Origin of the sequence: Kitasatospora sp. NBC_01539, from assembly GCF_045040525.1 — a bacterium.
GTDB lineage: Bacteria > Actinomycetota > Actinomycetes > Streptomycetales > Streptomycetaceae > Kitasatospora.
Genome location: NZ_CP109390.1, coordinates 8,979,722 through 8,992,214, shown reverse-complemented (window position 1 = coordinate 8,992,214; position 12,493 = coordinate 8,979,722). Strand labels below are relative to the sequence as shown.

General features: G+C 74.2%; 8 protein-coding genes. 5 read left to right on the top strand and 3 right to left on the bottom strand.

From position 1 onward, the window contains the following. Positions 1-10: 10 nt before the first annotated feature. Positions 11-1,780 (top strand): cation:proton antiporter, encoded by a 1,770-nt coding sequence (locus tag OG335_RS39005; protein WP_405009123.1) that lies wholly within the window; start codon positions 11-13, stop codon positions 1,778-1,780. A gap of 114 nt (positions 1,781-1,894) precedes the next feature. Next, the gene (locus OG335_RS39000) at positions 1,895-3,196 is read left to right on the top strand and encodes a DUF2254 domain-containing protein (RefSeq protein ID WP_405009124.1); all 1,302 of its coding nucleotides are present in this window, start codon (positions 1,895-1,897) and stop codon (positions 3,194-3,196) included. A 24-nt stretch (positions 3,197-3,220) separates the two neighbouring features. Here the strand turns inward: OG335_RS39000 and OG335_RS38995 are convergent, their stop codons facing one another. The 3 genes from OG335_RS38995 to OG335_RS38985 form a co-directional block, all read right to left on the bottom strand. Then, the gene (locus tag OG335_RS38995) at positions 3,221-4,213 is read right to left on the bottom strand and encodes a helix-turn-helix domain-containing protein (protein WP_405009125.1); all 993 of its coding nucleotides are present in this window, start codon (positions 4,211-4,213) and stop codon (positions 3,221-3,223) included. 88 nt (positions 4,214-4,301) lie between these two features. Beyond that, positions 4,302-8,000, bottom strand: coding sequence for a S8 family serine peptidase (locus OG335_RS38990; RefSeq protein WP_405009126.1), 3,699 nt, complete (start codon positions 7,998-8,000; stop codon positions 4,302-4,304). 287 nt (positions 8,001-8,287) lie between these two features. After that, entirely contained in the window at positions 8,288-8,878 is a 591-nt protein-coding gene (locus OG335_RS38985) for a gluconokinase (protein WP_405009127.1), read from the bottom strand. 264 nt (positions 8,879-9,142) lie between these two features. On the opposite strand from OG335_RS38985, the gene OG335_RS38980 reads away from it, so the two are divergent. The 3 genes from OG335_RS38980 to OG335_RS38970 all read left to right on the top strand — a co-directional run bounded on the left by OG335_RS38980 (position 9,143) and on the right by OG335_RS38970 (position 12,472). Further along, entirely contained in the window at positions 9,143-9,973 is an 831-nt protein-coding gene (locus tag OG335_RS38980; protein ID WP_405009128.1) for an SDR family oxidoreductase, read from the top strand. Positions 9,974-10,040: 67 nt separating this feature from the next. Then, positions 10,041-11,456: a cytochrome ubiquinol oxidase subunit I gene (locus tag OG335_RS38975; protein ID WP_405015279.1), complete on the top strand. Its 1,416-nt coding sequence runs from the start codon at positions 10,041-10,043 to the stop codon at positions 11,454-11,456. Beyond that, positions 11,453-12,472 (top strand): cytochrome d ubiquinol oxidase subunit II, encoded by a 1,020-nt coding sequence (locus tag OG335_RS38970; RefSeq protein WP_405009129.1) that lies wholly within the window; start codon positions 11,453-11,455, stop codon positions 12,470-12,472. The genes OG335_RS38975 and OG335_RS38970 overlap by 4 nt, the downstream gene beginning before the upstream one ends. The last annotated feature ends 21 nt before the right edge of the window (positions 12,473-12,493 follow it).

The following is a 12,493-nucleotide window of genomic DNA, read 5'->3' as shown; positions in this document are numbered from 1 at the left end:
GAAGGCGGCCGTGACCGACGAAGACATCCTCCTGGGCATCGCCCTCACCGTCGCCCTCGCCACGGGTTCGCAGGTCCTGGCGAACAGGCTGCGCGTCCCCGCCCTGATCGTGCTGCTGCCGGTCGGCTTCGCGGCGGGCGCGCTGACCGACGTCATCCATCCCGCACGGCTCGTCGGACCGGACTTCCCCGCGCTGGTCTCGCTGTCCGTCGCCGTGATCCTCTACGACGCCGGCCTCGGGCTCAACCTGCGCAACCTCACCGGGCGCACCCGGGGGATCGTCGGGCGGCTGCTGCTCATCGGCATCCTGGTCACCTTCTTCGCCGTCTCGGCCATCGGACCGGCGCTGTTCGGGATCCCCCTGCGGGTGGCCGCGATGATCGGCGTGATTCTCGTCGTGTCCGGCCCCACCGTCGTCGGCCCCCTGCTCGAGTACGTGCGGCCGACGGACAAGGTACGGCGCATCCTGATCTGGGAGGGCACGCTGACCGACCCGATCGGCGGCATCCTCGGCGCCATCGTCTTCCACGCCGTCGCGACGACCGGCCAGATCGACATCGGCCGGGGCTACCAGATCGGGCAGTTCCTCATCAGCATGGGCGTCGGCCTGGTGGGCGGCGCCGTGGGCACCGGCCTCCTCTGGCTGGCACTGCGCAAACTGCGGCTCGGCGAGACGCTCGGCACGCTGGCGCAGCTGGCGACGGTCGTCGTCGTCTCCGCGGGCTGCGACATCGCCCGCGACGACACGGGCCTCATCGCGGCGATCGTCACCGGACTCGCCGTCACCAACCTGCCGGGCCTGGACATGCCGGCCCGCAGGCCCTTCCTCGAAACGCTCGTCCAGCTGATCATCGGTCTGCTGTTCATCTCGATCTCCTCCGCCGTCACCCCCGCGTCCGTGACGCCCGTGCTCGTCCCGTCCCTGATCATGATCGTGGTCCTGGTGTTCGTGCTGCGTCCGCTCATCGCGTACGCGGCGGCCCGCGGTTCGGGGCTCACCCGGGGGGAGTGGGGCTTCATCGGGTGGATGGCGCCCCGCGGCATCGTCGCCGCGTCCACCGCGTCCGCCTTCGCCGCCACCCTGGTGCAGAAGGGGCTGCCGGGTGCCGCCAAGATCCTCCCGATCACCTTCCTCGTGATCGTGGGGACGGTCCTGCTCTACGCCCTGACCGCCGCCCCGGTGGCCCGGCGCCTCGGCGTCGTGCGGCCGAGCCGGACCCGGCCGCTGCTCGTCGGCGGCGACCCGTGGGTGATCGGCCTGGGCACGGCACTGGAGACGGCGGGGCTCGACGTGCTGATGTGGGCGGGGCTCGACGAGGAACGCGAGCGGATCAGGGCGGCCGGCATCGAACTCGCGCACGGCGAGATGCTGGCGACCGCGACCAACCCGCGGGCGCGCCTGGAGGGCGTCACCGCGGTGTTCCTGCTCACCGACGACGACGACTTCAACGCGCTCGCCTCGGTCGTCGTCAAGGACAACGTGGAGGGGCCGGTCTACCGGGTGGGGCCCCCGCGGGACAGCCACGGCGTGGTCGCCCCGTACACCGGGGGCGACATCCTCTTCGGCCGTACGCTCGTCCGGCACGTCCTGGCGGAGCGCTACCGGCAGGGCGCGCGCTTCCTGGTGCAGTCCGGCGGCGCGCCGGTCCCGCCGGGTCACGACACGCTGTTCACCCTCCGCCCCGACGGCAGGCTCGACCCGGTCACCGCGTCACGGCCCGCCGCGCCGCAGGAGGGCGGCACCGCCGTGCTGCTGGGCCCCGCAGCGGGCGCGGGGTGACCGGACGGCGGCGAGCGCCGCGACCCCGTCCCGAAGCCGAATCCGGAAGGTGCCCCCTGTGAGGTCCTCCTCCCCGCCGGCCCGTCGAGGACGCTCCCCGCTCGGGCGGGCCCGATGACGTCGTGGGCCGCCCGCTTCCGGCTGCGGCAGTACGCCAAGGCCAGCCTGTGGATCGTGCCGCTGTTCGGGCTCCTGCTCGGGGTCGTCCTGGCCGAGTGCGCGGCCGCCGTGGACGGGGCCTCCTGGCTGCCGAACACCTGGGCCTACTCCGCGTCGACCGCGAGCAGCGTCCTCAGCTCCGTCGTCGGCTCGATGATCGCGCTGCTCGGGTTCGTCGTGACGATCGGCGTCCTCGTGATCCAGCAGGCCACCGGCACGCTGTCGCCGCGCTACATGCGGCTCTGGTACCGCGACCGGCTGCAGAAGGCCGTGCTGGCCACGTTCACCGGCACGTTCTCGTTCGCCTACACCCTGCTGCGGAGCATCGAGTCCGACTCCGTCCCCAACCTCGGGGTCACGCTGGCCGGCGTCGCCGTCTCCGTGAGCCTGCTGCTCCTGCTGATCTACCTCAACCGCTTCACCCACAACCTGCGGCCGGTGGCGATCGCCGACCTGGTGGCCCGCATGGGCGAGAAGGTGCTGCACAGCACCGCGGCGCAGGTCCGGGACGCTGCCGTACCCGGTGCCGGCCCCGCCCTGCCGGCCGGGCCGGTGACCCGTGTCCGTGCCGGGCGCGGCGGGGTGGTCCAGGCGTTCGACGCGGCCGGGATGGTGCGGCTGGCGGCCCGGCACGACTGCGTCCTCGTCATGGCCCGCGTGGTGGGTGACTTCGTGTCGCCCGGCGGCATCGTCGTCGAGGTCCACGGCGGCGCCTCGGCGCCCGACCGGCGGGAGGTGGCCGGGCTCCTGGCCCTCGGTGCGGAGCGGACCATCGAGCAGGATCCGGCCTTCGCGCTGCGCATCCTCGTCGACGTCGCGATCCGGGCGCTCTCCCCCGCGGTCAACGACCCCACCACGGCGGTGCAGGTGCTCAACCACGTCGAGGCGTTCCTGCACGCCGTCGGCCGGGTCGGGCTCCGCGGCCGTTACGTGCTCGGCGACGGCGGCGGCCGGCCCCGGCTCGTGGTGCCGGGCCGGGCCTGGGAGGACTACCTCCAGCTCGCCGTCACGGAGATCCGCGACTACGGCGCGGGCTCCGTCCAGGTCTGCCGGCGGCTCCGGGCGATGCTGGAGGGGCTCCTGGAGTCCCTGCCCGCCGCGTGCCGGCCGGCCCTCCTCGCGGAGCTCGCCCTGCTCGCCGACGCGGTCGGGCGGGAGTTCGCCGATGCGCCGCGCCGCGCCGCGGCGCGGACGGCGGACCCGCAGGGCATCGGCGGCGGACGGCACCCGGACGGGGGCGGCACAGCGGTCCCCTGACCGCCCGGCAGGCGGGAGGACGGGTCACGCCCAGCCACGGCGGGCCGCCTGCCAGCCGAGCTGGATGCGGGTCTCGACGCCGGCCCGCGCCATGAGGTCGGTGAGCCGGCGCTGGACGGTGCGGCGGGAGATGCCGAGCTGGCCGGCGGCCGCCTGGTCGGTCAGCCCGGCCAGTACCAGGGCGAGGATGCGGGAGTCGAGCTCGTCGATCTCGCCGGGCCGGCTCTCCGTCAGGCCGTCGCCGACGGTGTTCGCCGAGATGGGGAAGGACGCCTGCCAGGACGTCTCGAAGTACGCGATCAGCGCGTCGAGCAGGCCGCCGGCGTGCACGAGGACGGACGCGGCGGCCGTGTTCTGGGCCGAGCGGAGCGGCACCATGGCGACCCGGCTGTCGGCGATCACCAGCTTGACCGGCACGTGGTCGGCGACGTGGAGCTGCTGGCCCTCGGCGAGGCTGGCGAGGACGCCCGCGACCATGCCCGGTTCGACGAGTGCCGAGCGCTGGAGGATCGCGCGGTAGAGCACGCCACGGCGCACACCGGCCTGCCCGGCCTCGTTCTGCGTGTGGGGGACGACGGTGAGGTTCGGCACCATCATCGACCGCACGTGGTGGTGGGCGGACTGCTGGAGCTGGGCGAAGCGGTGGCGCACCGCGGCGACGTCGGTGATGACCTCGACGACGCCCGAGGCGCGGTCGCGGGCCGCCCGGTGGTGCTGTTCCGCGAGGTCGGCGAGGGCGGCCTCGACGGCGTGCAGGTCGTCGCGCCGCTGGCGGAGCACCGCACCGAGGGCGACGTCGGGGGGCGCGGCGGTGTAGACGGTGTCGGCGTCCGGGCCGCCGGGGCCCGGGGTGCCCGTGGCCAGTCCGCGGGCGGTGAGTGCGGCGAGCAGGCCGCGGACGTCGTCCGTCGTCCGCCCGGTGTCGGCGGCGAGTCCGGCGACACTTCGGTCGACCCGGGTCGCCAGGAGGCGGTAGACCTCCTCCTCGGCGGGGTCGAGCCCGAGCGCAGCGAACATGAGCGGTCCTCACTTCCCGGTGGTGGCGAGTGAGGATACGGGGCACGGCCCCGGGCGGAGCGCCCGGGGCCGTGCCGACCGCGGCGGGTTACGGCTCGGCGTGACCGCGACGGGGCGGGCCGGACAGCCCGTACGCCCTGATCACGTCCTGGGTGACGCGGTTGCCGGCGCTGTCCCGGGCCGTCGCCCGGAGGGAGACGAAGCCGTGGGAGGGTGCGTCGAACCGGGCCGTCCAGCTCCCGGTGCCGGTGCGCTCCAGGCCGACGGGATGCCAGGTGACGCCGTCGTCGTAGGAGACCGCGAGGGTGCCGTCGGTGACCCTGCCGGTGCCCGCGGCGCCGGGCAGGTGGCTCGCGGACAGGCCGACCGTCTGCCGCCCGCCGGGCCGGTCGCCCGCGAGGTCGGTGGAGACCTGGTAGTCCAGCTGCAGGAGCGCCATCAGGTCGACCGCGTAGGGATCGGTCACCGGGGCGGACCGGACCGTCCACACCGAGTGGGTGCGGGGCGTGAGGCGGTACAGCGCCGGGTCGCGCTCGGCCCTCATGTCGAAGGTGTAGGTCACCGGCCGGTCCGGCACCGAGTCGAGGTAGAGCGAGGGCCAGGCCGAGGTCTTCACGAGCCGGCCGTCCTCGTAGGCCTTCAGCTCGACGGTGTTGTGGTCGTCGAGCATGTAGCCGCCGTGGTCGGTGCCGCTGTCCGTCCAGGGCTGGACGTTGACCTCCGCGTAGCCCAGCTGCCGGGACGACCACCAGAAGCCGCTGCCGTTGCGGGGGTGCGCGACCGGCGCGTACCAGTCCCGGGTCGTGTCGGTGTGCGGCCGGTAGGTCACCATGCCGGACCGGGACTCGACGGCCAGGTCGGGCCCGGTGAGGGCGTCCTCCGACCACGTGGTGCCGGCCTGGGCGGAGACGAGGTCGGTGCGGGTGCCGGGCATGTCGACCCGCTGCATGATGCCCACCGAGTAGGCCCGGTAGGGACGGTAGTCCCAGCGGTACTCGGCGCTCGCGTAGGTGGTGTCGCCGTGGAAGCGCATCCGCACGGTGGCGAGCTCCGCCGCCTTCGGCCGGTACGCCAGGTCCGCCGGGATCCGGCCGGGCTTCGGGTCCACCAGGTCGTAGACGTACGGCGAGTTGCGCACGCCCCGGAGCGCCAGCTCGGCGCCGCGGTCGGCGGCGGCCAGCAGCGCCGCGCCCTCCCGCGCGGTGACCGAGACGACGGGCACGGGACTCTCGGTGCCCTCGTCGGTGCCCACCCACTCGTAGAGCTTGCCGGGGCCGTCGGCGACCACGATCAGCAGGGCGGCGCCCGCGTCCGCGGCGGCCCGGGCCCGCTGACTGCCGGTCAGCGCGTCGGAGGCCGTGACGACCGCGATCCTGCCCCTGGCACTGCGGTGCGCGTAGTCGGCGGGCGTGCCCGTACCGGCGCGGACGGCCTTCAGGCGGGCCGTGCCGTCGTACACCGACGACCCGGCCTGGTGCTGGATCGTGACGGGCCGGCCGTCCCGGCTGACGGTCAGCTGCGGCATGGCCTTGCGCCAGCGGGTCTCGTACTCGAACGCGCCGCGGGTCACCGCGCGGGTGGGCAGCACGAACAGGCTGTCGTCGGTCGAGGAGAGGATGTACTGCCCGGCGATGGTGCTGCCGGCGCCGTCGGAGCGGTACCAGTCGGCGGAGACCAGCCGATCCTCGCTCTCCAGCGGCACCTGCGCGGTCGCCTCGACCGCCCGGGACGCGTCGAGGTCGACGCTGCGGTCCCGGTCGAGGACGATCTCCGGGTCGCCCAGCAGCGCCAGGCCGGCCGAGTCGGGGCCGTGGCTGCCGGCCACCGGGAGGTAGCTCACCGCGCTGTAGGTGCCCCGGGGCAGCCGCACGTCGGCACGGCCGGTGGCGTCGACCGCGATGTACGACGGGTCGGGCACGCCGAACGTCTGCAGCTCGACGGTGCCCGCGGCGGGCCTGCCCGCGCGGTCCTTCAGCGAGACGTGCAGGGTGTACCGCTGGTCCTCCTTGTAGAGGCCCAACTGCGTCCGGACCCGCACCGCACCGGTGGTGTCGGTGGCGGTGACCCGGCCGAGGTAGCGGCGGCCGTTCGCGCCCATGCGCGGCTCGGCGGTCGCGGTGACGCTCGCACTGCCGTGCGCGGGCACGGTGACCGTGTCGGCGGAGAGCGTGAACATCCCCGCGGGCGCGGCGGCACCGGCGTCGGCGCCCGGGTCCACGTCGTACGCGCCGCCGGCCACCTCGACGCTCTCGGCGAGCCGCAGCACGAGGTCCGTGTCGCCGTCGTTCCGGTAGACGACGGTGCGGGCGACGGCCGGCTCGTCGGTGTGCGGCCACGCGTCGAAGCCGAACCAGACCGAACCGGTGCCGGTCACCGCGGAGGCGACCGAGGACGTGAGGTCGACCCGACCCGCCCCGACCTGGTACGCGGTCGTCCCGGCCAGCGGCACGGAGGTGCTCATCAGCGCGTCCTTGAGCCGGGTGCCGGTCCAGTCCGGGTGCTCCTGCGCCAGGATCGCCGCCGCGCCGGCGACGTGCGGGGTCGCCATCGAGGTGCCGCTCATCGCCTGGTAGAAACCGCTCTCCGCGGTACCGCCGGCCTTCGCCGCCAGGACGTCGACGCCGGGGGCGGCGATGTCCGGCTTGAGGGCGTAGTCGCCGTAGCGCGGGCCCGTCGTGGAGAAGGAGGCGAGGCGGTCCTCGTCGTCGACGGCGGCCACCGTCAGGGCCGCGTCGGCGACGCCCGGCGCGCCCATCACGGCCTCCTGCCCCGCGTTGCCCGCGGCGACCACGAACAGGGCGCCGCTCTCCGCGCTGAGCCGGTCAAGCGCCCGGCTCATCGGGTCGGTGCCGTCGCTGGGGTCGGAGCCGCCGAGGCTCATGCTGACCACCCTGGCGTGCTGGGCGACGGCCCACTCCATGCCCGCGATGACCCAGGAGTCGTCGCCGGAGCCGTCGTCGGCGAGCACCTTGCCGATCAGCAGGTCGGCACCGGGTGCGACGCCCTTCTCCCGCCCGTCGGAGGCGGCGCCGCTGCCGCCCACGGTGGAGGCGGTGTGGGTGCCGTGGCCGTGGCCGTCGCCGGCGCTCTCCCCCGGCACGAAGCTCTCGGCCTGCGAGACGCGGCCGGCCAGGTCCGGGTGGTTGCGGTCGGCACCGGTGTCGAGCACCGCGACCTTGACGCCCTTGCCGTCGAGGCCCGCGGCCCAGGCGCCCGGGGCGCCGATGCGGGCGGTGCTCGTCGCCAGCGAGGCGTGGACCTTCCCGTCCAGCCAGATCCGGTTCACACCGCCCGACAGCCGGGCGGCGGCCGGCTCCGCCGAGGCCGTCACGGCCGTGGGGACGGGCGCGGCCACCGTGTTCCAGGTGTCCCGGGTGTGCTTCTTGGCGACCCTGAGGGCGGCGCCGTCGATGCTGGGCAGCGTCCGCACCGTGGCCGAGCCCTTCGGCGCCCGGCCCGCGGCGGGGCCGGCACCGGGAGCGGCGGACGTGCGGGGAGCGGCCTCCGTACCGGGGGCGGCCGTGTCGTAGCCGACGATCAGCGGGATGCCGTCGCTGTGCGCGTCGTCGTACCCCTGGGCGATCAGTGACGAGACGTCGAACAGCCGCCGGTCCAGCGCGCCCGCGGCGAGGTACGGCATGACCTCGTCGGGGAGGACGTACAGGTCCTTGCCGACGCTCTCGGTCCGCACGCCGCCGGGGGCACCGGCCGGCCGGCTCACGTCGACGGCCTGCCGGCCCTGTCCGAGGTCCGTGACGCGGACCACGTCGCCGGTGATCAGGGTCACGCTGTGGGTGGTGCTGCCCGGCCGGGCCGGGGACGCCGTCGGAAGCGCGCCGCGCGCCGTCGCACCGTCGGCCGGTCCGGCCACGAGGACGACCACCGAGGTACAGGCCACCGCTGCGGTCAGGATCCTCCGACCGGGGCGGCGACGGGGTATGGGGGGAGTCATGTGACGGTCTTACAGGTGCGTGCCGGAGCTCCGGAACGCCCTGACCTGGCACAAAGGAGCCAGGTCTCACATGCGCCACCGCCACCGGCCGCCGCGGACCGGGCCCCGCCCCCGGCCGGGGCTCACCCGGCGGAACCCCCGGAGCCCTCGGAGCCCTCGGAGCCCTCGGAGCCCTCGGAGCCCTCGGAGCCCTCGAAGTCCGCGATGGCCGCCTCCGCCGCCTCCAGGACCGCCTCGCGGCCGGCGGCGGCGTCCACGGTCAGCCCCGGCTCACCGGCCCGCAGCGGCTCCAGCGTGTCGTACTGGGAGTCGAGGAGCGCGGGCGGCATGAAGTGCCCGGGCCGGTGGGTGATCCGGGCCCGCGCGACCTCGGGGTCCAGGTCCAGGTGGAGGAACCACACGCCGGCCCCGGCCGCACGGAAGAGCCGCCGGTACTCGTACTTGAGGGCGGAACACGAGATCACGGCTCCCTCCCCGTTCCGCGTAGCCACGCGGATCCGGTCGGCGAGGGTGAGGAGCCAGGGTCTGCGGGCCTCGTCGTCGAGCGGCTCCCCGGCCGACATCCGCGCGATGTTCTCCGCCGGGTGCAGGTCGTCACCCTCCACGAACGGCACACCGCGGCGGCGGGCGAGCAGCCGGCCCAGGGTCGTCTTGCCCGAGCCGGAGACGCCCATCACCACGACGACCGTCGGTTCCGCTGCCGGTCTCCCCATGCTGCTCCTCGCGTCGTCCCCGAAACGGCTCCCGGGGAGAGCTTCCCGCACAAGCTGCCCGACCGGCCCGGCCGCCATCGCCGCGCCCGGCGCGGTGCACCCGGACGGCCGCACGGCCGGGACGCCGGCCGCACCGCGGTACCCCGTCCGGGCGCATCACCGCACCCGATCGGCCGAGCGCACCGCGAGCCTCACCCCGGGCGCGCGGCGCAGCCGGGCAGGGTGCCTGCGACAGCGAACGGGAACCCACGACGGGAGACGACCATGGCCTCGGACGGACGGCGGCTCGACCTGCCACCCCTGCTGCGCGGGCAGAAGGCGCTGGTCACCGGCGCGAACTCGGGCATCGGCAAGGCCACCGCGATCGGCCTGGGCAGGGCCGGTGCCGACGTGGTCGTGAACTACGTCTTCGGCCGCGAGGCGGCGGACGAAGTGGTCGAGGAGATCAGGTCGTTCGGCGTGCAGGCGTACGCGCACGAGGCGGACGTCTCGCAGGAGGACCAGGTCGTCGCCATGGTCGCGCGGATGGTCGAGGAGTTCGGCACGATCGACGTCCTGGTGGCCAACGCCGGTCTGCAGCGCGACGCCGCCAGCACCGAGATGACGCTCGACCAGTGGAACAAGGTCCTGGAGGTCAACCTCACGGGGCAGTTCCTGTGCGCGCGCGAGGCCGCCAAGGAGTTCGTGCGCCGGGGCGTCGTCCCCGAGGTGTCCCGCTCGGCCGGGAAGATCGTCTGCATGAGCTCCGTCCACCAGATCATCCCGTGGTCGGGGCACGTCAACTACGCGGCGTCCAAGGGCGGCATCCTGATGATGATGCAGACCCTGGCGCAGGAGTTCGCCCCGAAGGGCATCAGGGTCAACGCGGTCGCACCCGGTGCCATCCGCACCCCCATCAACCGGAGCGCCTGGGAGACCCCCGAGGCCGAGGCCGACCTGCTCAGGCTGATCCCCTACCGCCGGGTCGGTGACCCCGACGACATCGCCCACGCCGTGACCGTGCTCGCCTCCGACCTCATGGACTACGTGGTCGGCGCCACGATCTACGTCGACGGCGGCATGACGCTCTTCCCCGGCTTCGCGACCGGAGGCTGACCCGCAGGTGGACACCGTGACCCGGCTCCTCGCCGACGCCCCTGCGCAACTCCTGCCCGCCCGCGAGATGATGGCGTTCACCCTGGCCACCCACATCATGCTGGTGCCGTTCGGGGTGGCCCTGCCGTTCATCACCCTGGTGATGCACTACCGGGGGCTGCGCAAGAACGACCCCGTCGCCCTGCTGCTGGCCCGGCGGTGGTCCGCCGTGATGGCCGTGCAGTTCGCCGTCGGCATCGTCACCGGCACCGTGCTGTCCTTCGAGTTCGGCCTGCTGTGGCCCGGCATGATGGGCCGCTGGGGCGACGTCTTCGGACTCGGATTCGGCGTCGAGGCCTGGGCGTTCTTCCTGGAGGCCATCCTCATCGCGATCTACCTCTACGGCTGGCGCCGGCTGAGGCCGTGGACGCACTTCCGGCTCGCGGTGCCGCTGCCCCTCGCCGCCCTCATGGGCGCGTTCGGCATCATCGCCGCGAACTCGTGGATGAACACCCCGCAGGGCTTCGCCCTCGACGCCGGCGGCAACCCGGTCGACGTCGACGTCCGCCAGGCGATCTTCACCCCGATGTTCGGGCCGGAGTACTGGCACTTCGTCGTCGCGATGTTCCTCACCGCCGGGTACGTCGTCGCCGGGGTCTACGCGGTCGGCTGGCTGCGCGGCCGCCGCGACCGCTACCACCGCCTCGGCTTCACCGTGCCGTTCACCGTCGCCGCGATCCTCACCCCGATCCAGTTCTTCCTCGGTGACAACATCGCGCGGCAGATCTTCCACAAGCAGCCGATCAAGTTCGCCACCGCCGAACTCGTCTGGGACACCGACACCCACGTCCCCGAGTACCTCTTCGGCCGCCTGCAGGAGGACGGCACCGTCAAGGGCGGCCTCAAGATCCCCCAACTCGACTCCATCCTCGCCGGGTTCACACCGGACACCCAGGTCACCGGCCTCGCCTCGGTGCCCGCCTCCGACCGGCCGACCGCGCTCCAGGCGACCATCGTGCACTGGGCCTTCGACATCATGGCGACCATCGGCAGCGTGCTCATCCTGCTCGCCCTCTGGTACGCCTGGTGCTGGTGGCGCCACCGCGACCTGCCCCGGTCGAAGTGGTTCTTCCGCTGCGCCGCGATCGCCGGGGCGGCCAGCGTGTTCTGCGTCGAGTGCGGCTGGATCACCACCGAGGTCGGCCGCCAGCCCTGGATCGTCTACCAGAACATGCGCGTCTCGGAAGCGGTCACGCCCACCCGCGCCGCCTCCCTGTGGACGATGTTCGCCGTCGTGGCGGTGGTGTACGTCCTCATCTTCGGGGCGTTCCTCACCGTGCTGCTGAAGATGCGCACCCGCTGGCGCCTGGCCGGGGGCGGCACGGCCGCCGCGGAGGGCCCGGAGACCGACACCCCGTACGGCCCGCGCCCCGAACTCGCCGCAACCGCAGCGCATCCGCCCCCCTCCGACGGCCCGGACCGGGCGCCGGGAGAGCACGAGTGACCGCCGACGTCCTCTCCTGGGTCCTGCTGCTCGCGATCGCCGCGTACGCCTGCGGCGGCGGCGTCGACTACGGCGCCGGCTTCTGGGACCTCCTGGCCGGCGGCACCGAGCGCGGCAGGCGCCCCCGATGGCTGATCGACCACGCCATGGCCCCCGTCTGGGAGGTGAACAACGTCTGGCTGATCTTCGTCCTGGTGCTCATGTGGACGGGCTTCCCCGAGTTCTTCCAGACCGTCTTCACCGCCCTGTGGCTGCCCCTCGCGCTCGCCGCCGTCGGCATGGTCCTGCGCGGCGCCGGCTTCGCCCTGCGCAAGCCCACCCGCAAGGTCGCCGCGCGCCGGGTCTTCGGCGCCGCCTTCGCGGTCGCCTCGCTGCTCACCCCGTTCTTCCTCGGCACCGTCATCGGCAGCGTCGCCTCCGGCCGGGTCGCCCCGGGCACCACGGCCTCCGCCGACGCCTGGGCCAACACCACCTCGGTGATCGCCGGGCTGCTCGCCGTCTGCGCGACCGCCGTGCTGGGCGCGGTCTTCCTCACCGCGGACGCCCGCCGGTTCGGCGAGGCCGGGCTCGTCCGCTACTTCCGGCTGCGCGCCCGGATCGCCGTCGCGGCACTGGTGACCGTCGGCGCGGTCGGCCTCGCCGTGACCGCCGACGACGCCTCGTACGTCCACCACGGGCTCACCCACGGCTGGGGGCTGCTGCTCGTCCTGCTGTCGGTGGCGGCCGGGGCGGTCACCGTCCTCCTGGTCGGCGGCCCGGCCCTCGGATGGGCCCGGTACAGCGCGGTCGCCGCCGTCGCCCTGGCCGTCGCCGCCTGGGGCGTCGCCCAACGGCCGTACCTCGTGCCGACCTCGCTGACCGTCCGGGAAGCCGCGGGGGCGAGCGCCACCCTGCAGTGGATGCTCATCGTCTCCGTGGTCGCGCTCGTCCTGATCGGCCCGGCCGTGACCGTGCTCTACCGGCTCGACACCCGCGGCGCCCTGGAACCGCTGACCGACGAGGACGTCGCGCGGTGACACCACCGCCGTGCCACCGCC

Bases quoted from the DNA above. Each gene is read 5' to 3' on its own strand.
- OG335_RS39000 (WP_405009124.1), top strand. From the start codon at position 1,895: ATGACGTCGTGGGCCGCCCGCTTCCGGCTGCGGCAGTACGCCAAGGCC.
- OG335_RS38995 (WP_405009125.1), bottom strand. From the start codon at position 4,213: ATGTTCGCTGCGCTCGGGCTCGACCCCGCCGAGGAGGAGGTCTACCGC.
- OG335_RS38985 (WP_405009127.1), bottom strand. From the start codon at position 8,878: ATGGGGAGACCGGCAGCGGAACCGACGGTCGTCGTGGTGATGGGCGTC.
- OG335_RS38980 (WP_405009128.1), top strand. From the start codon at position 9,143: ATGGCCTCGGACGGACGGCGGCTCGACCTGCCACCCCTGCTGCGCGGG.
- OG335_RS38975 (WP_405015279.1), top strand. From the start codon at position 10,041: ATGATGGCGTTCACCCTGGCCACCCACATCATGCTGGTGCCGTTCGGG.